Consider the following 17,371-nt stretch of genomic DNA (forward strand, 5'->3'; position numbering starts at 1 on the left):
CCGACGGCGTGGTACTCGACTGGATCACAACCGTCTTTCGTCCGCTGCATCTGGGGGCTAGCCGGATCGTCGGTACACCGGGCTCAGCCGACCAGCTTGCGCAAGGTGCGCCCGGCCAGGTCGACCACACCGGGCTGGTGTCCGTTGGCAACCAGGTTGATGATCAGGCCATCGACGCCGGGATCGAGGACCCTGGCTTTCAGGTCTGCGGCGACCTGGTCGGGATCACCGACGAACTGACGAGCCGTGACCGCCGCACGCTCTTTGTCAGTGAGCGCGTCGAGGTCGATTCCTCGGCTGCGGAGGAAGGCACGCTGCTGTTCCCTGGCCCGGTCGCCGTTCTCGTCGATCATCACGAAGCCCAGGAAGCTCGTCTCCAACGTGGACCGGTCCCGGCCCGCCTCGGCGCATCGCTGGTCGAGCGCTTCGAGTTTGCGAGGCAGTTCTGCCGGGTCGCAGATGATGTTGAGGTGCTGGGCGAACCGCGCCGCCAGTGCGAAGGTCTTCTTCTCGCCGCTGCCACCGAGCATGATCGGTAGGTCGTCGCGAATCCTGGGCTCGTTGATCGCGTTCTCGGTGTGGTACCACTTGCCGTCGAAGGTCGGGCGCTGACCGCGCAGCATCGGTTCGATGATCTGCAGCGCCTCGTCGAGACGTTCAAACCGGTCGGTGAAGGTGCCGAACTCCCAGCCGAACTGCCGGTGTTCCAGTTCGAACCAGCCTGCGCCGATGCCCAGTACCGCACGTCCGCCGCTGACCACGTCCAGCGTGGTGACGTTCTTGGCCAGCATCGGCGGGTTGCGGTACGTGTTTCCGGTGACGAGCGCGGACAGCTGGATCCGCGAGGTGGCGGTGGCCAATCCGCTCAGCGCGGAGTACGCCTCCAGCATCGGTTCGTCCGGCTCGCCGATGCCGGGCAACTGGTAGAAGTGATCCATCACGAACGCGGCGTCGAAGCCGGCATCTTCCGCCTCCCGCACCTGGCGGATCACCGTGGGGAACAGGTCCGTGACCGGCGTCCCGTAGCTGAAGCTGGGAATCTGGTAACCAAGCCGAATGCTCATGGTCCCAACGCTAAACCTTGGAGTGCGCTCCAGGGCAAGCTGCAGGGCGTGGACGTCGGAGGACAGGAGCGTGGCGGCCGGGTCGGAGTGGTCGTGCCGCCGACGATCGCGAGCCGGCCCAGTGCCTTGGTATCCCGCTCGGCGGGCGTCGGCTGCCCGGATGCCGTGGATGGCCTGGTGTCCGAGATGGACTCGGCTCGCGGTCACGCCGACCCGGGCGGACCACGGCCCGAGCCGGCAAGGGCGCGTTCAGAGGGGCGAACTCCACCCGGGCGCGTCGGCGCCGGGAGCCATGAGGCCGGGTACCTGCCCGAAGTACTCGGCCATGAACGGCTGCTGAACGTGCTTCACGAGCGAAGCTCCGTTCTCCCATTCCTCGTAGATGAGATAGGCCGAGGCGTCCTCGTGCGAGCGGTTGACCGTGTAGTGGACGTTCCCGTCCTCCTGCCGGATCTTCGGCAGGATCGAGCGGATCAGCCCTTCGAACTCGGCTTCCTTCCCCGGGAGGAGCCGGGCTTGACCGACCATGGCGACCGGGCCGGTCGCGGTCGCGATCTCGACCGGCAGCGGACCTTCGGTCACGTCGGTGTCGCTCATTCGTTGTGCCTTTCGCCAGTGGGCCGTGAAACCTGCTACCAAGAGCCTAACCAGCAGATCTGGGCCGAACAATGACACAATGGAGCGCTGACTTGTCCGTTTGGCCCATTCGCTCTAGGGTGAGGGCATGGACGTCCTGTCCGAAGTGCTCGCCGCGTCCGGCATCACGGCAAGCTCGGGACTGCGTATCGTCGCGGGCGGCGACTGGGGCATGACGCGACCCGAGTGGACGGACGCCGCGCTCTACGGTGTCGTCTCCGGAGAAGGAGTTCTCCTCACCCGGGAAGACGGCCTACGTCCGTTCGCCGCGGGCGACGTCCTGCTGCTCACCTCCGGTATCGCGCACGTCATCGCCTCCTCCCCGTCCGCCGAGGCCGCGATCTGCGATGGCCGGGCCGTCGCCGAGGCGCAGCACAGCGGTGACTTCATGAGGCTCGGTACCGGCGACGCCACCGTCCAGCTGGTCGCCGCGTCCTATTCCCGCGACATGATCGCGCCGCTGCCGTGGCTTCAGCAGCTCCCCGATGTGATCCACATTCGCGCCGAAGCCACCGACGCGCGCACGGTGACGACCATGCACTTGCTCGACCTCGAGCTGACCGAGCCCGGCGCGGGTTCACGGATCATCATCGACCGGCTCGTCGACGTCCTCCTGGCCTGCGCGCTGCGATCCTGGGCGAACGGCGACACGGAATGCGAATCAAGCCTGTGGCGCGCCCTCCGCGACCCCGCCGTCGTCTCCGCGGTGGCAGCGATTCACCGAGACCCGTCCCACGCCTGGACCGCCGCCACGCTCGCGAAGGAGGCAGCTGTGTCGCGCACGACGCTCAACCGGCGGTTCGAAGCCGCGACCGGCGACGGTCCCGCCACCTACCTCACGCGCTGGCGGATGCACCTCGCGGCACGCCGTCTCCGCGACAGCGACGACACCGTCGAGCACATAGCCGCCGAAAGCGGATACACGTCGGTCGCGGCCTTCAGCCGCGCGTTCCGCCGGGAACTGGACACACCACCGGCACAGTTCCGGCGCGACTCCCGCATCACCTGAGTACCGTCGGTGCCGTCGACGTCGAAGCCCGGCCGGCCTCGAATGGCGGTGACGTGGCAGCCCCAGGCGGCGAGCACCTGGAGGGCGATGTGCCCCAGGCCGCCGACGCCGACCACCGGGACACCCTTGTACCCGCGCACAGCAGCGGGGCGGTTTCAGCGGACGTCAGTGCGACGGGATCGGCGGGACGTGCCGCCAGTCGCTCGCGCGCACCTGACCGGCGAAGGTGCCACCGGTGCCCGCAGGCGTCGCGCTCCGGCTGCGATATATGGACTTGGTGTTCACGCGGCCGGACGGCAGCCCACTGCACCCGGCCGATGTGGCCGACGAGTTCGCTCGGTTGATCTCGCTCGCGGGTTTGCCGCCGATCACGTTGCACGGTCTTCGGCACGGTGCTGCGACCCTGGCATTGGAGGCCGGGGTGGACATCAAGGTGATCCAGCAGTGGCTGACGATGCTGCGCGGAAGCTGGCTGGGGTGATCCGCGGAGGGCGTTGCACCCCGGCTTGCGCTCTCGGGCTCCCCTCGGGCTCCCGACCGACCACAGTGGACAGTCCGGAGGCGGACGAAAAGTTTCCGGAAATCACAAATCCCCAGGCCGAAGAGATCTTCGACCTGGGGAGTGAGGGTGCGCCATCAGGGACTCGAACCCCGAACCCGCTGGTTAAGAGCCAGCTGCTCTGCCAATTGAGCTAATGGCGCCGGTGTCTGCCGGAGGTTTCCCTCGGCGACGTGGAAAAGATTAGCACCAGCCGCCGAGCCTGTTTCAGGGGGGTCCCCTTGTGCGGGTTCGGGCGTTCCCGCCCCGGTGTCCGGGCTGGTCGGGCACACTGGAGCCGGACATGGACGACTAAACAGGCGGGTGGCATGAGGCGTTCGAGCGGCAGGTGGGCGCGGTTGCTGGTGGCTGCGGGGGTGATCGGCCTCACGGTGGCCGGGTGCAGTGGCAGTCCTTCGGGTGAGCCGCCGCAGGTGACGACGTCCGCGTCCGCGTCGAAACCGGTGCTTAAGCCCGCTGCGCTCACGCTCACTCCGGCCAGGGACGCCAAGGACGTCGCGCCCGGTGAGCCCGTGACCGTCGCCGTTGCCGACGGGAAGGTCGGGGACGTGAAGCTGACCGGGGCCGACGGGAAGGCCGTCGGCGGGAAGCAGCGGGCGGACGGCGCCGGGTGGGACTCCGCCGAGCCGCTCGGGTACGGCAAGACCTACAAGCTGACCGCGACGGCCACCGGGACCGATGGGAAGCCGGTCACCGCGGAGTCGAGCTTCACCACCGTCAAGCCCGCTCGCCAGCTCGGTGTCTCGGTGAACCTCGTCGAGGGCGAGACCGTCGGCGTCGGGCTGCCGCTGATCTTCACCTTCACGGGCAACGTCGCCGACAAGGCCGCGGCCGAGAAGGCGCTCAAGATCACCGCCGAGCCGGCCACCGAGGGCGCGTTCCGCTGGTCCGGCGACAAACAGGTGACCTGGCGGCCGAAGGACTACTGGAAGAGCGGGACCAAGATCAAGGTCGACGCCGCCGTCTACGGCAAGCCGCTCGGCAACGGCAGCTACGGCCGCGAGGACAAGACGATCACCGGCGCCGTCGGCGACAAGCTCGTCGCGGTCGCCGACGGCGGTACCCACCAGATGACGGTCACCGTCAACGACAAGGAGGTCAAGACCATGCCGACCTCTATGGGCAAACCGGGCCACACCACGCCGGCCGGGACCTACACCGTGATGAGCGAGCACACCGGCTACACGATGGACTCCGGCACCTACGGCGTTCCCGAGGACACCCCCGGCGGCTACCGCACCTTCGTCCAGTACGCCGTCCGCCTGTCCTACAGCGGCATCTTCTACCACTCCGCGCCGTGGTCGGTCCGGCAGCAGGGGCACAGCAACGTCAGCCACGGCTGCCTGAACCTGTCCACCGAGAACACGAAGTGGCTGATGGACACGTCCAAGAAGGGCGACGTCGTCACCGTGCAGAACAGCGGCGGCCCGAAGCTCGAGCCGACCGACGGCTGGAGCGTCTGGCAGCTGTCCTGGGACGAGTGGCGGACCGCCGCGAACTAGCGGTTGTCGTACTCCTCGCGGGCCGCGTCGATGTGCGGCAGGTGCTCGATGCTCCACGCCAGCAGCGGCGCGGTGGCCTCCCGCAGGGTGCGGCCCATCGGCGTCAGCTCGTAGCTGACGTGCGGGGGCATGACGGCGACGACCGTGCGGGTCAGGATGCCGTCGCGCTCGAGGTCGCGCAGGGTCACCGTGAGCATCCGCTGGCTGATGCCCTCGACGGACCGCTTGAGCTCGGTGAACCGCCGCGGCCCGTCCTTGAGCATGCGCACGACCAGTAGTGCCCACTTGTCCCCGACGATGCCGAGGACTTGGCGGGCCTTGCACGGGTCCTCCATGGTTACCTCCTGAGAACCGGGGCACCAAAATGTGCCGTATTGCCCGGTGCGCGTCGAGTGGATCACGATGGTCTCGGTTACCAAATGGTACCGAGGCACGAGGAGGAACCACTCGATCATGACGACATTTCTGCTGGTACACGGCGCTTGGCACAGCGGACGCAGCTGGGACCGCGTGGTCCCGCTGCTGGAGGCCGCCGGGCACCGGGCGTTCGCGCCGTCCTTGACCGGCTACGGCGACAAGGCGCACCTGCTGGCCCCGGACGTCGGGCTCGGCACCCACGTCGACGACATCGCCGGCCTGATCGAAGGTGAGCAGCTCGACGACGTCGTGCTCGTCGGCCACAGCTACGCCGGGATGGTCGTCTCGGGGGTGGCCAACCGCGTCCCGGAGCGGATCGTGCACCTCGTCTACCTCGACGCGATGGTGCCCGAAGACGGCGAAACCGCGATCGACGTGATGCCGATCAGCAAGCAGCTCGTCGACGCGGCCGTCGATGGCTGGCGCGTGCCGCCGCTGCCGGAACTGCCGCCGCCGCTCGGCTTGTTCGGCGTCACCGATCCCGACGACGTCGCGTGGCTGCGTTCGATGCTCTCGGACCAGCCGGTGCGGTGCCTGACGGAGCCGGTGCGGCTGGACGACCCGGCCGTGCGGGCGATCCCGCGCACGCACATCCACTGCGTCGCCGGCCGGCCGGAAGGCATCACCCGGCGTCCCGTCCCAGCGGGCGAGCGGGTGCGGGAGCTGCCGACCGGCCACGACTGCATGATCACCATGCCCGCCGAGCTGGCCGGCCTGCTGCTCGAAACGAGCTAGCCCGATTCCCGGACGAGCTTCCGCGCCTCGGCCTCGGTGTCGACCGCGGGGCCCGAGCCCCACAGCGGCTTGTTCGCCGTCTCGCGGCTGAAGTACACCGCGACGGCGCCGATCGCGCCGGCCGCCATCATGTACCAGGCCGGCCAGAAGTCGTGGCCGGTGGACGAGATCAGCGCCTGCATGACCAGCGGCGTCGTGCCGCCGAAGAGCGACACGGAGATGTTGAACGCGATGGACAGCGCGCCGTAGCGGATCGCGGTCGGGAACAGCGCGGGCAGCGTCGCGGGCATCGAGACCTCGAAGCAGAGCAGCAGCAGGCCGAGCCCCATCAGGCCGAGGAAGGTGACGACGAGACCGCCGTCGTGCACCAGCAGCATCAGCGGCCAGGAGAGCACGAGGAAGCCGAGGCAGCCGGCCATCATCACGGGTTTGCGGCCGATCTTGTCGGTGATCCGGCCGCCGACCAGGATGATCAGCATCATCACGACCATCACGACGATGATCAGCAGCAGGCCGTGCGTCGCGTCGAGGTGCAGCTGCTCGGACAGGTACGTCGGCATGTACGACAGCAGCATGTAGTCGGTGACGTTGAACACGAGCACCAGGCCGATGCAGATCAGCAGCGAGGGCCAGTAGTCGGTGAACATCTTCCAGAACGGCTCGCCGGAGCGGCCGCGCTTCTCGGACTCCGCGGCGTGCTTCTGGAACGCCGGGGTCTCTTCGAGCTTGAGCCGCATGTAGAGGCCGATGATGCCGAGCGGGCCGGCGACCAGGAACGGGATCCGCCAGCCCCAGTCGAGCAGCGTCTCGTGCGGGACCCAGGTCTTCATGCCGGTGACTACGGTCGCGCCGAGCACGTAGCCCGAGAGCGTGCCGAACTCGAGCCAGGAGCCCATGAAGCCGCGGCGTTTGTCGGGGGAGTACTCGGCGATGAACGTCGTCGCGCCGCCGTATTCGCCGCCGGTGGAGAAGCCCTGCACCATCCGGGCGAGCACCAGCAGGATCGGCGACCAGACGCCGATGGAGCTGTACGACGGGATCAGCCCGATGCAGAGGGTGCCGATCGCCATCATGATCATAGTGACGGCGAGGACCTTCTGCCGCCCGATCCGGTCGCCGAGCGGCCCGAACACGAGCCCGCCGAGCGGCCGCATCAGGAACGCGGCGGTGAAGGCCCCGAACGTCCCGATCAGCCGAACCCCGGGCGCCACGCTCGCCGGGAAGAACACCTCGGAGATGGTGTCGGCGATGTAGGCGTAGACACCGAAGTCGAACCACTCCATCGCGTTGCCCAGCGCGGCCGCCGCGACGGCCCGCTTGAGCAGCGACTGGTCGACCACGGTGATGTCCTCGTACCGCAGTTTCTTCTTGCGCAGCGTCACCCGTGAACGTTCCACGAGATCACCGTGCACCCCGGTCGAGAGTCCCGCACGTTGAGCCATCCGGTCGTGAGGGTTACCACCGGCAGGCGAAGGCCATCCGGGTGAACACGGATCGCTACACTGGCCGCGCGCCTCTCGCCGCAGGGCGTTTTGCCAGGTTTCGAGGGGTGTGCTGCTGCTCGTGGTGCCCCGAGGGGGTTACCCGATGTCGACGGTCGTCGTTCCGGAAGCACCGGTCGAGCGCAGGTTGCCGGCGCCGCTCTGGTGGTCCGTGCTCTCCGGCCTGTTGCTGCTGGTGGTGTTCGCGGGCTACACGGTGTGGGCCGGGATCTGGACGTCGACCGGCATCTACCTGGAGGACTTCAAGTCCTACGTGGCCACCGGCCAGGCGGTGCGGGCGGGTGCGCCGCTGTACGAGCCGGGCGTGTCCCACCTGCCGACGATCGGCGGCACGTTCAAGTACACGCCGTTCGCGGCCGGGGTCTTCGTCGCCCTGACGCTGGTGCCGAAGCTGCTCCTGCCGATGCTGGCCCTGCTGGTGAACCTGTTCTCGCTGCTGGCGGTCGTCTGGATCTCGCTGGGGCAGCAGGGTTACGCCCGCGACCACGGCCGCGTCGCGGCGACGGCGGCACTGACGGCGTTGGCGCTGCCCCTGCAGCCAGTGCTGATGAACTTCACGGCAGGCCAGGTGAACCTGGTCCTGCTGGTACTGGTCCTGGCGGACCTCACGGGCCGCAACCGCTGGTGGACAGGCGTCGGCGTAGGAGTCGCGGCGGGCATCAAACTGATCCCAGGCATCTTCGTCATCTACCTACTGGCCACCCGCCGCTTCCGAGCAGCGGCAGTAGCAGTAGGCGCATTCGCCGTAACGGCCCTAGCAGGCTTCGTAGCCCTACCAGGCGACTCAAAAGCATTCTGGGCAGCCAACCTGGCCGACCCGTCAAGGATCACGGGCGACAGCGACGCAATGTCCCCGGAAAACCAGTCGATCCGCGGAGCACTCGCACGCCTACTGGGCATAGCGGACGTCCCAGGCCCCATCTGGATCCCAGTAGCAGGAGTAGTCGCCCTGGCGGCCCTCTGGATAGCAGTCCGAGCCCACCGCGAAGGCCGCGAACTGCTGGCAGTGAGCGTCATAGGCGCAACAATGGTCCTGGTAACCCCCTGGACCTGGACGCACTACTGGGTCTGGTTCATCCCGTTCTTCGCAATGGCCGCAGGCGGCGCCCTACGCTCCCGCACTTGGTGGCCAGCAGCAATCTTGACAGTGACATACCTGCTGACATTCGCCTGGAAGGTAGGAGCAGGACGCTCAAACGTCCCACTGGTAGGCCTGGTAATCCTCCCGGAGAACTACCCGCCAGCAGCCCAAGCACTAGCCCACACCCTCTACGTGCTCATGGCCCTGGCCCTACTGGCCTTGGCGGCAGCACGCCCAGCCTGGCTGAACCCGTCAAAGGAAGACTTCATACCCACAATCTGACCCCCAGGCCAACCACACGGGATGGGGGTCCGGGGGCACCCCCCGGCGGGGGTGTGGGGGTTCGACCCCCACAAGAAAAGGCAAAACCCCGGCTAGGGGAGGGGCCCGCAAGGGCACCGACCAAGCCGGGGCAACGGGGTGAGCGACGGGTTTCGAACCCGCGACCTCCTGGACCACAACCAGGTGCTCTACCAGCTGAGCTACGCCCACCATCTGAGGCAACCGCGTGCGATCACCTCGATGTCGTAATCGTAGCGGGTGCCCGCGCGTGGTTTTCCGGGGGGTTACCCCTGGTGCTGTTCGCGCACTTCAGCGGCGGCGGCTTTGGCTTCGTCGCTGCTGGGGCCGGGTTGGGCGACGAAGGCGACGCGCCGGTAGTAGTCGAGTTCGCCGATGGATTCCTTGATGTCGGCGAGGGCGCGGTGGGCGAGGCCCTTTTCCGGCTTGGCGTAGTAGATGCGCGGGTACCAGCGGCGGACGAGTTCCTTGATGGAGGAGACGTCGACGAGGCGGTAGTGGAGGTGCGCGTCGAGGGCCGGCATGTCGCGGGTGATGTAGCCGCGGTCGGTGGCGATGGAGTTGCCGGCCAGCGGTGCGGTGCCGGGTTCGGGGATGTACTCGCGGATGTACTCGAGGACGCGGCGCTCGGCTTCTTCGAGGGTCACCGTGGAGCGGCGCACTTCTTCGGTGAGGCCGGAGTGGGCGTGCATCTCGCGGACGATCTCGGGCATACCGGCGAGTTTTTCCTCGTCGGCGTGGATGACGATGTCCACTCCCTCGCCGAGCACGTTGAGCTCCGCGTCGGTCACGAGGGCGGCGATTTCGATCAACGCGTCCTTGCCGAGGTCGAGCCCCGTCATCTCGCAGTCGATCCAGACTAGGCGGTCGGTCACCTGGTGACCCTAACCCGACACGGGGACAAGAGGTGCGTTACCTGCACGTACGGCGCGTTTACGCTCGCGGGGCCGCCACCGGTGTGGTGCAGGACACAGATCGGGGAGTCGCGAGTGACGGAGCAGGGGACGCCGGCGGGCGAGATCGCCGCCGGTTATGCGAGTGAGGGTGCCGCGCTGGAGCTGGGTGCGGTGGTGATCGACGGGCAGGTGGACGCGGGTGCCGCCGTGCGCCTGCCGTTGGCGACGCTGAACCGGCACGGGCTGGTCGCGGGGGCGACCGGGACGGGCAAGACGAAGACGTTGCAGCTGGTGGCGGAGCAGCTGTCGGCGGCCGGGGTGCCGGTGGTGCTCGCCGACGTGAAGGGTGACCTGTCGGGTCTCGCGGCGGCCGGCGAGGCGAACGACAAGGTGTCGAAGCGCTCGCAGGAGCTGGGTGACGACTGGGCGGGGACGGCGTTCCCGGTGCAGTTCCTGTCGCTGGGGACGGGCGGGAAGGGTGCGCCGATCCGGGCGACGATCACGAGTTTCGGGCCGGTGCTGCTGTCGAAGGTGCTGGGGCTGAACGAGACGCAGGAGTCGACGCTCGGCCTGATCTTCCACTGGGCCGATCAGCGCGGGCTGGCGTTGCTGGACACGAAGGACCTCCGGTCGGTCATCACGCACCTGACCAGCGACGAGGGCAAGGCGGACCTCAAGGGCATCGGCGGCGTCTCGGCCGCGACGGCCGGGGTGATCCTGCGTTCTTTGTCCAATCTGGAGGCCCAAGGCGGGGAGGACTTCTTCGGCGAGCCGGAGCTGGACGTCCACGACCTGATGCGCGCCCGCGACGGCAAGGGCGTCGTCACGCTGCTGGAACTGGACAACCTGCAGGCGAAGCCGGCGTTGTTCTCGACGTTCCTGATGTGGCTGCTGGCCGAGCTGTTCGAGGAGCTGCCGGAGGAGGGCGATCTCGACCAGCCGAAGCTGGTGTTCTTCTTCGACGAGGCGCACCTGCTGTTCAACGACGCGTCGAAGGCGTTCCTGGAGCGCATCGAGCAGACCGTGAAGCTGATCCGGTCGAAGGGCGTCGGCGTGTTCTTCTGCACGCAGCTGCCCACGGACATCCCGAACAACGTCCTCTCCCAGCTGGGCGCGCGGATCCAGCACGCGCTGCGGGCGTTCACCCCGGACGACCAGGCGGCGCTGGCCAAGACGGTCAAGACCTACCCGAAGACGAAGTTCTACGAGCTCGACACGGCGTTGACGTCGCTGGGCATCGGCGAGGCGATCGTCACGGTGCTGTCGGAGCGGGGCGCGCCGACGCCGGTGGCGTGGACGCGGCTGCGGGCGCCGCGGTCGAAGATGGGCTCGATCGGCGCGGAGGCCGTCGCCGCTTCGGTCGCTTCGTCGGATCTGCACGCGAAGTACGCCGAGACGATCGACCGGGAGTCGGCCTACGAGAAGCTGGCCGCGAAGGTGGCCGCGCCTGCGCCCGACGCTCCTGCGCCTGAGTCCGCGCCTGCGCCCGCTCCCAAGAAGGAGAAGGAAGAGCCCGGGATGATCGAGTCGGCGATGAAGAACCCGGCCGTGAAGTCGTTCATGCGGTCCGCGGCCAGTGCGCTGGGCCGGGAGATCACGCGCGGGCTGTTCGGCAACCGGAAGCGCTGAGAAAACCTGACGCGACCTGTCAGGTATCGCTGCCAAGCTGGCGCCCACCACCGACGAACAGGGGAAACCAGCCATGACCAGCACCGCCACCGCGTCGTTCGTCCTCGACAAGTGGGAGCCGCAGGCGACCGACGAGGCCGCGGGCACGGAGTTCGCCCGGGTGGCGATCGCCAAGACGTTCACCGGCGTGGTCGAGGGGACCAGCACGGTCGAGATGCTGACGGCGTCCAACGCGACTTCGCGCGCGTACGTCGCCTTCGAGCGTCTCGCCGTCTCGGTCGACGGCCGCAAGGGCGCGTTCGTCCTGCACCACACGGCCGACGACACCGGCCTGACGCTGAAGATCCTCACCGGCTCCGGCTCGGGTGAGCTGGCCGGGATCTCCGGCACGGCGAGCATCGAGATCGACGAGGAGAAGAACCACACCTTCACGCTCACCTACGAGCTGTAGACAGCGCGAAGGCCGTTTCGAGAGCCCCCGATTGACTCTCGAAACGGCCTTCGCCGTGTTCCCCGCTCCCCGAAGCGGGAGGGACGGGCCGCCCCGAACACGACCCGTCCACGTCTTTCAGTTGTTCACGATCTGGTCGACGATCTTCTTGGCGTCGTTGATCGGGATGGCGAAGCCGATCCCGACGCTGCCCGCGGAGCCGTTCGCCGATGCCGTCGGGCTGTAGAGCGCCGAGTTGATCCCGATCACGTTGCCGTTCGCGTCGACCAGCGCGCCGCCGGAGTTGCCCTGGTTGATCGAGGCGTCCGTCTGGATCGCGGTGTAGCTGGGCGAGTCGCTGGTCTGGTTCGAGGTGCGGTTGAACGGCGACTGCTGCTGTTGCTCGCCCTGGCCGATGTCGGACAGGTTCCGGTTCAGCGCGCTGACGATGCCGGTCGTGACGGTGTTCTGCAGCCCGCCCGGCGAGCCGATCGCGATGACCTCCTGGCCGACGGCGAGCTTGCTCGAGTCCCCGAGGCTGGCCGCCGCCAGGCCACTGGCGTTCTTCGCCTGGACCACCGCGATGTCCGCCTTGGTGTCCGCGCCGACCACACTGGCCTGGTACTTCGTGCCGTCGGACGTCGTGATGACGACGCTCTGGGCGCCGTCGACGACGTGCGCGTTGGTCAGGATCCGGCCGTCGGCGCTGAGGATGACGCCGGAGCCGATCGCCTCGCCCTGGTCGGTGGTGACGTTGATCTGCACGACGCTCGGTGTCACCTTCGCCGCGACGCCGCTGACGTCACCGGACGTGCTGTTGGCGACCGTCTGCCCCGTCGCCGCCGGTGCGCTCACCGACGTCGTGCCGTCCGCCGAGGTCGCGGTCAGCCCGACGATCGCGGCGCCGCCGACGCCCCCGACCAGCGCGGCGCCGAGTGCGGTCGCGCCGACCAGCATCGCGACCCGGCCGCCCCGGCGCGGCTTCTTGAGGGCCTGCGGTGCCGGCGGCTGCGGGGTGAAGAGCGGATTCGGCGCGGCCTGCTGAGGGTAGGCGTACTGCGCGTACGGCCCGTACTGCTGGGTGTGCTGGTGCGGCTGGTGCCCACCGGGTGAGGCGGGGCCGGGCCGACTCTCGTTCTCGGTCATGAACCAAGATTCGCGCGTGTGCTTGTGAGCAACCTGTGGAAATCCCTCAGGCTTTGCTGAGAAGAATCAGCTGAGAAAACTCAGGCGGTTCTCAGGCTTTCCGCGCGCCTCAGTCGAAGAACGCCGGAACGTCCAATGCACCTCCCGCCGCTTCGAACTCGTCGTGGACGGCTTTCCGCAGCTCGGCGTCGCCGAGGTAGTCCGCGGCGGTCAGGGCCAGCCCGAGCGCGCCGTCGCGGACGCCCGCGTCACCCGTCTCCGAACCGGCCGCGGCCGCGAACTCCTTGGTGTGCAACGCGACCGTCGGCCCCGAGATCCCGAGCATCGGGTGCAGCGCCGGCATCCGGTAGGAGAGGTTGCCGAGGTCGGTGGACCCGGTGAGCGACTCCGGGACGATGCCGGGTGGCAGCGGCTTGCGGCCGGTGCCGGCCTGGTTGACCGACCAGCGCCCGGCGAGCGTGGTGTTGAACCGGATCGGCAGGTAGGCGGCCTGGGCGTCCCAGATCAGCTCGACTCCGCAGCCGGTCATCGCCGCCGCGCCCTCCGCGATCGACGTCATGCGGGTGGCCAGGTCCCGCAGGGTCTCAGGGTTCTGGGAGCGCAGGTAGAACAGCAGCGCGGCGCGGGCCGGGATGACGTTCGGCCGCGCCCCGCCGTCGCTGAACACGCCGTGCACGCGATCGCTCTGCGGAAGCTGCTGCCGCAGCGCCGAGACGCCCTGGTAGGCCGCGACCGCGGCGTCGAGCGCGTTGCGGCCCATGAACGGCTGGGCCGAGGCGTGCGCGCCGACGCCGTGGAAGACCATCTCCAGCTGACGGCGGCCCAGGAACGGGTGCAGCGCGACGTCGTGGCTGAACGGGTGCAGCATGATCACCGCGTCGACGTCGTCGAAGACACCCGCGCGCGCCAGGATCTCCTTGCCACCACCGCCTTCCTCGGCCGGCGTGCCGATGAGGCTGACGCGCCCACCGAGCCTCTCGGCCACCGCTGCGGCGCCGAGGAAGCCGCCCGCGGCGGTGGTGCAGATGACGTTGTGGCCGCACGCGTGGCCGAGACCGGGCAGTGCGTCGTACTCGGCGAGGACGGCGATGTGCGGGCCGTCCCGCTCGGGTGTGCTCACGCGCAGCGCGGTGTCGAGGCCGCCCACGCCGACGGTCGCTTCGTGGCCGTGGCGCGCCAGGAGTTCCGCCAGCGCGCCGACCGAGCGGTGTTCCCCGAACCCCTCCTCGGGGTGGGCGTGCAGATCTTGGCTCAACGCCACCAGATCGGGTGAACTGCGCTCGACCGCTGACGTCACCTCGGCCCGGGTCGCCTCGTCCGCGCCGGTGTGCGGCGAGGACAGCGGCTCGGCCGCCGCCACCGCGTCGGCCGTGGCTTCGACCAGGGAACGGAGGTAGCTGTCGTCGGGCGGGACGGGTTCGGCGTGGGTCATGGGGCGATGCTAACCGCCACCCCCGACAGTTCGCGGCGCTCAGCCCAGCCGGGCCGCCACGATCTGCGTGACCCCGGCGTACCGCTCGGTGATCTCGGTGAAGCCGCGGGCGCGCAGGCTCGCCGCGATTTCGCCGCGGTCGAACATCTTCTGCCCGCTGACGATCCCGCCGACGGACTCCAGCAGCCGCGCGGGTTGCCGGCCGCGGCGCGCGCTGGTGAGCAGCACGATCCGGCCGCCGGGCTTGAGCACGCGCGTGAAGGAGTCCAACGCGGTCTCCGGCTCGGCGAACATGTGGAGCGCGGCGAAGCAGCAGACGGCGTCCACAGTGGACTCTCGCAGGGGGACGCGCACCGCGTCCGCGCGCAGGTAGGCGACGCTGTCCGGGCCACCTTCGGCCACGGCCTTGGTGAGCATCGTGCGCGCGCCGTCGAGGCCGATCGCGAGCCCGGCCGGGCCGACGGCCTGACCGAAGGCACGGGTGAACCGGCCGGTGCCGCAGGCGACGTCCAGCGCGGTCCGGCCCGGCCTCAGATCGAGGAGTTTCGTGGCGAGCCGGACCTCGCCCGCCATGCTGGGCCCGGCCGGGCCCTTGAGCGCGCGGCCGAGCGCGGGGCGCCAGTACCGCTCGTAGACCCGCGGGAGCAGGGTGGTGCGCATCAGGCGCTGCGTGATGCCGGTGGACGGGCCGGCCTGGTCCGCCGTGCCCAGCAGGTCGAGGAAGCCCGCGCGGGTTTCGGCCGGGGTTTCCAGCAGCTTCTCGAGCCGGTCGGTGGCGGTGGTCGGCACAGGCGCTCCCGTCGTTCGGATACCGGCAGTATGCCCAAGCCGAGGTCACTCGACCGAGTGAACAACTCCGGGCGCGGGCCTTCGAGGCCCGGAAATTGTCGGTGCCCCTTCCTAACGTCGTCGGCGAGGTGGCGATCCACCGATCACCGACTCCGAGGAGGAGACATGGCGGTTTCCAAGATTTCCGCACCGAGCGGGGAGATCCCGGTCCGCGGCCCGTTCGACCTGGCCGCGGCGGCGAAGTTCCTGACCGGGTTCGCACCCGCCGGGCGGCCGGAAGCGGACACGGAGCCCGGAGCGCTCCGCGTGGCGTTCCCGGTCGACGGCGCGTGGACGCCGGTGGGAGCGGTACTGAGACAGAGATCGCCGGGCGTGGTCGAAGTGGAGGTCCACGCCCCCGAGGAGCACACGGAAGCCGTCCTGGCGCAGGTCACGCGGATGTGTTCGCTGGACGTCGACGCTACGGGTTTCCCGGAAGCCGGCGAGCGCGATCCGGTCGTCTCGATGCTGCAAGGCCTGCACCCGGGGCTGCGGCCGGTCCTGTTCGCCTCGCCGTACGAGGCGGCGTGCTGGGCGGTGCTGAGCCATCGGATCTGGATGTCGCAAGCGGTGCGCCTGCGCCGCGGCCTCACCGAGCGCCACGGCGTCCAGGTCGAGGTGGATGGAGCGAAGCTCTGGTCGTTCCCGGCGCCCGGCGAGCTGGCGAAGCTGGAGTACTTGCCGGGCGCACCGGTGCAGAAGCTGCACCGCCTGCGAGCGATCGCCGGGGCCGCGGCCGAGGGCCTGCTCGACGCGGCGACGTTGCGGGCGATGCCGGCCGACGATGCGCTCAAACAACTGCAGCTGTTGCCGGGCGTGGGCCGGTTCAGCGCGGAGCTGATCCTGATCCGCGGCGCCGGGCACCCGGACGTCTTCCCGCGAGGGGAGAGCCGCCTGCACGAGATCATGCGCGAGGCGTACCACCTCCCGGACGCGGGAGTGGCGGAGCTGGCCGAGATCGCCGAGGCCTGGGCACCGTTCCGGAGCTGGACGTCGTTCCTGTTCCGGGTGGAGGGCGAGGCCCGGATGCGGGAGTCGCGCTGAGCTGAGCCGCGGCTGTCGTGTTGTCCGCGGCACCCTGATCACCATCCCCGCCCGAGCCGAGGAAGGAGGTGCACCAACGAGCCGAACCCATACCGGAAGCCGCGGACCTCGCTCCGGTGGGGACTCACCGTAGCCAGATGTCGCCTGTGGTGAGGTGTCCGGGTGAGCTCGCCCGTTCAACTCGCGCTCGACAGCACGGCCCGTGACGTCCCGGCGGCCCTCCAGGCCGCCGCCGACCCGGCCGCGACCCTGCTGGAGCAGGCCCAGACGCCTGCCGTGATCACGTTGGTCGCCGGGGGTGTGGCGCTGCTGGTGGTGCTCGTCGGCGGCACGATGTGGCGGCGGGCGCGCAACGTCGTCACCATCGTGCACGAGGCCGGCCACGGGCTGGCCGCCGTCCTGGTCGGCCGGCGCCTGCAGGGCATCAAGCTGCACTCGGACACCTCGGGCGTCACCGTCTCGCGCGGCAAACCCGAGGGGCCGGGGATGGCGTTCACCGCGATGGCCGGGTACCTGGCGCCGTCGGTGCTGGGGCTGCTGTTCGCCAGCCTGCTGGGCAACGACCTGGTCGGCACGGTCCTCGTGCTGATCGCGCTGTTGCTGCTCGGCGTGCTGGTGATGGTGCGCAACGCCTACGGGGTGTTCACGGTCGTGGCCAGCGCGGTGGTGCTGGCGCTGGTCGCCTTCGTCGCGCCGGTCGAGGTCCAGGCCCCGTTCGGCTACCTGCTGACGTGGTTCCTGCTCTTCGGCGGCGTCCGGCCGGTGATCGAGCTGCAGACCAAGCGCCGCCGGGGCCAGGCCCGCGACTCCGACGCCGACCAGCTCGGCCGCCTCACGGCGGTCCCGCCGATCCTCTGGGTCCTGGTGTTCGCGGTGGCCACGGTCAGCTGCCTCATCGCCGGCGGCCTCTGGCTGCTGGAGCCCGTGGCCAAGTAGCCACCGGCCTGGCGGGCCCGGCACGGCACGGCGCGGCGTGCCCGGCGCAGCGGCCCAGCGGTACGGCTGTGGCCGGTGCTGCCGTGCTCCGGTCCGCTGGGTCGTGGCGCACTCGAACCGTGGCACGTCTGCACACTGCGCACCTGAGCCTGGCGTCCCCCCACTGCGGAGCACACGAACCGTGGCGCGCTCGAACGCTGCGCACCTGAGCCGTGGCGCTCCCCA

The 17,371-nt window shown here is 69.4% G+C and carries 17 protein-coding genes and 2 tRNA genes; 9 read left to right on the top strand and 10 right to left on the bottom strand.

The features are described 5' to 3' along the window. Positions 1-83: 83 nt before the first annotated feature. Both OG570_RS21910 and OG570_RS21915 read right to left on the bottom strand, forming a co-directional pair. Complete coding sequence (locus OG570_RS21910; protein WP_326943750.1) at positions 84-1,064, bottom strand: LLM class F420-dependent oxidoreductase; 981 nt, start codon at positions 1,062-1,064, stop codon at positions 84-86. Between the two features lie 249 nt (positions 1,065-1,313). Next, entirely contained in the window at positions 1,314-1,661 is a 348-nt protein-coding gene (locus OG570_RS21915) for a putative quinol monooxygenase (RefSeq protein WP_326958883.1), read from the bottom strand. 127 nt (positions 1,662-1,788) lie between these two features. Here OG570_RS21915 and OG570_RS21920 point away from each other — a divergent pair, with 127 nt between their 5' ends. Together OG570_RS21920 and OG570_RS21925 are read left to right on the top strand one after the other, a co-directional pair. Next, positions 1,789-2,709, top strand: a complete 921-nt coding sequence (locus OG570_RS21920) for an AraC family transcriptional regulator (RefSeq protein WP_326958885.1) — start codon at positions 1,789-1,791, stop codon at positions 2,707-2,709. A gap of 235 nt (positions 2,710-2,944) precedes the next feature. Next, entirely contained in the window at positions 2,945-3,190 is a 246-nt protein-coding gene (locus OG570_RS21925; RefSeq protein ID WP_326958887.1) for a tyrosine-type recombinase/integrase, read from the top strand. 148 nt (positions 3,191-3,338) lie between these two features. Here OG570_RS21925 and OG570_RS21930 read toward each other — a convergent pair. Next, positions 3,339-3,411 (bottom strand) — tRNA-Lys (locus OG570_RS21930). A 165-nt stretch (positions 3,412-3,576) separates the two neighbouring features. Between OG570_RS21930 and OG570_RS21935 the strand changes: the two genes are divergently transcribed. Further along, positions 3,577-4,770, top strand: a complete 1,194-nt coding sequence (locus OG570_RS21935) for a L,D-transpeptidase (RefSeq protein WP_326958889.1) — start codon at positions 3,577-3,579, stop codon at positions 4,768-4,770. On the opposite strand, the gene OG570_RS21940 is transcribed toward OG570_RS21935, so the two are convergent. After that, positions 4,767-5,105, bottom strand: coding sequence for a winged helix-turn-helix transcriptional regulator (locus OG570_RS21940; RefSeq protein ID WP_247055967.1), 339 nt, complete (start codon positions 5,103-5,105; stop codon positions 4,767-4,769). The genes OG570_RS21935 and OG570_RS21940 overlap by 4 nt on opposite strands. Positions 5,106-5,223: 118 nt before the next feature. Here OG570_RS21940 and OG570_RS21945 point away from each other — a divergent pair, with 118 nt between their 5' ends. Then, positions 5,224-5,922, top strand: a complete 699-nt coding sequence (locus OG570_RS21945) for an alpha/beta fold hydrolase (protein WP_326958891.1) — start codon at positions 5,224-5,226, stop codon at positions 5,920-5,922. Here the strand turns inward: OG570_RS21945 and proP are convergent. After that, positions 5,919-7,364 (bottom strand): glycine betaine/L-proline transporter ProP, encoded by a 1,446-nt coding sequence (gene proP, locus OG570_RS21950; RefSeq protein WP_326958893.1) that lies wholly within the window; start codon positions 7,362-7,364, stop codon positions 5,919-5,921. The genes OG570_RS21945 and proP overlap by 4 nt on opposite strands. Positions 7,365-7,509: 145 nt before the next feature. On the opposite strand from proP, the gene OG570_RS21955 reads away from it, so the two are divergent. Next, on the top strand, positions 7,510-8,787 hold the full coding sequence (locus OG570_RS21955; RefSeq protein WP_326958895.1) for a glycosyltransferase 87 family protein: 1,278 nt from the start codon (positions 7,510-7,512) through the stop codon (positions 8,785-8,787). 137 nt (positions 8,788-8,924) lie between these two features. Here OG570_RS21955 and OG570_RS21960 read toward each other — a convergent pair. After that, positions 8,925-8,997: transfer RNA gene (locus tag OG570_RS21960), tRNA-His, on the bottom strand. A 74-nt stretch (positions 8,998-9,071) separates the two neighbouring features. Then, entirely contained in the window at positions 9,072-9,680 is a 609-nt protein-coding gene (gene orn, locus OG570_RS21965) for an oligoribonuclease (RefSeq protein ID WP_247055958.1), read from the bottom strand. A 114-nt stretch (positions 9,681-9,794) separates the two neighbouring features. Between orn and OG570_RS21970 the strand changes: the two genes are divergently transcribed. After that, positions 9,795-11,330 (top strand): helicase HerA-like domain-containing protein, encoded by a 1,536-nt coding sequence (locus tag OG570_RS21970; protein WP_326958897.1) that lies wholly within the window; start codon positions 9,795-9,797, stop codon positions 11,328-11,330. A 73-nt stretch (positions 11,331-11,403) separates the two neighbouring features. Beyond that, positions 11,404-11,781: a DUF3224 domain-containing protein gene (locus tag OG570_RS21975; protein ID WP_326958899.1), complete on the top strand. Its 378-nt coding sequence runs from the start codon at positions 11,404-11,406 to the stop codon at positions 11,779-11,781. Positions 11,782-11,898: 117 nt separating this feature from the next. Here OG570_RS21975 and OG570_RS21980 read toward each other — a convergent pair whose 3' ends face one another. The 3 genes from OG570_RS21980 to OG570_RS21990 form a co-directional block, all read right to left on the bottom strand. Continuing rightward, positions 11,899-12,906: a S1C family serine protease gene (locus OG570_RS21980; RefSeq protein ID WP_326958901.1), complete on the bottom strand. Its 1,008-nt coding sequence runs from the start codon at positions 12,904-12,906 to the stop codon at positions 11,899-11,901. Positions 12,907-13,015: 109 nt separating this feature from the next. After that, positions 13,016-14,338, bottom strand: coding sequence for a M20 family metallopeptidase (locus OG570_RS21985; protein ID WP_326958903.1), 1,323 nt, complete (start codon positions 14,336-14,338; stop codon positions 13,016-13,018). A 39-nt stretch (positions 14,339-14,377) separates the two neighbouring features. Then, positions 14,378-15,127 carry a class I SAM-dependent methyltransferase gene (locus tag OG570_RS21990; protein ID WP_326958905.1) on the bottom strand — a complete coding sequence of 250 codons (750 nt, stop codon included), beginning with the start codon at positions 15,125-15,127 and terminating at the stop codon, positions 14,378-14,380. A 165-nt stretch (positions 15,128-15,292) separates the two neighbouring features. Here OG570_RS21990 and OG570_RS21995 point away from each other — a divergent pair, with 165 nt between their 5' ends. Continuing rightward, positions 15,293-16,210: a DNA-3-methyladenine glycosylase family protein gene (locus OG570_RS21995; RefSeq protein WP_247055946.1), complete on the top strand. Its 918-nt coding sequence runs from the start codon at positions 15,293-15,295 to the stop codon at positions 16,208-16,210. Between the two features lie 162 nt (positions 16,211-16,372). Further along, positions 16,373-17,146, top strand: coding sequence for a M50 family metallopeptidase (locus tag OG570_RS22000; protein ID WP_326943660.1), 774 nt, complete (start codon positions 16,373-16,375; stop codon positions 17,144-17,146). The last annotated feature ends 225 nt before the right edge of the window (positions 17,147-17,371 follow it).

Origin of the sequence: Amycolatopsis sp. NBC_01286 (genome assembly GCF_035982555.1) — a bacterium.
Taxonomy (GTDB): domain Bacteria; phylum Actinomycetota; class Actinomycetes; order Mycobacteriales; family Pseudonocardiaceae; genus Amycolatopsis.

Excerpts from the sequence above, each read along its gene's own strand:
- OG570_RS21910 (WP_326943750.1), bottom strand. The coding sequence starts at position 1,064 with ATGAGCATTCGGCTTGGTTACCAGATTCCCAGCTTCAGCTACGGGACG.
- OG570_RS21915 (WP_326958883.1), bottom strand. The coding sequence starts at position 1,661 with ATGAGCGACACCGACGTGACCGAAGGTCCGCTGCCGGTCGAGATCGCG.
- OG570_RS21920 (WP_326958885.1), top strand. The coding sequence starts at position 1,789 with ATGGACGTCCTGTCCGAAGTGCTCGCCGCGTCCGGCATCACGGCAAGC.
- OG570_RS21935 (WP_326958889.1), top strand. The coding sequence starts at position 3,577 with ATGAGGCGTTCGAGCGGCAGGTGGGCGCGGTTGCTGGTGGCTGCGGGG.
- OG570_RS21940 (WP_247055967.1), bottom strand. The coding sequence starts at position 5,105 with ATGGAGGACCCGTGCAAGGCCCGCCAAGTCCTCGGCATCGTCGGGGAC.
- OG570_RS21945 (WP_326958891.1), top strand. The coding sequence starts at position 5,224 with ATGACGACATTTCTGCTGGTACACGGCGCTTGGCACAGCGGACGCAGC.
- proP (WP_326958893.1), bottom strand. The coding sequence starts at position 7,364 with ATGGCTCAACGTGCGGGACTCTCGACCGGGGTGCACGGTGATCTCGTG.
- OG570_RS21955 (WP_326958895.1), top strand. The coding sequence starts at position 7,510 with ATGTCGACGGTCGTCGTTCCGGAAGCACCGGTCGAGCGCAGGTTGCCG.
- OG570_RS21975 (WP_326958899.1), top strand. The coding sequence starts at position 11,404 with ATGACCAGCACCGCCACCGCGTCGTTCGTCCTCGACAAGTGGGAGCCG.
- OG570_RS21980 (WP_326958901.1), bottom strand. The coding sequence starts at position 12,906 with ATGACCGAGAACGAGAGTCGGCCCGGCCCCGCCTCACCCGGTGGGCAC.
- OG570_RS21985 (WP_326958903.1), bottom strand. The coding sequence starts at position 14,338 with ATGACCCACGCCGAACCCGTCCCGCCCGACGACAGCTACCTCCGTTCC.
- OG570_RS21995 (WP_247055946.1), top strand. The coding sequence starts at position 15,293 with ATGGCGGTTTCCAAGATTTCCGCACCGAGCGGGGAGATCCCGGTCCGC.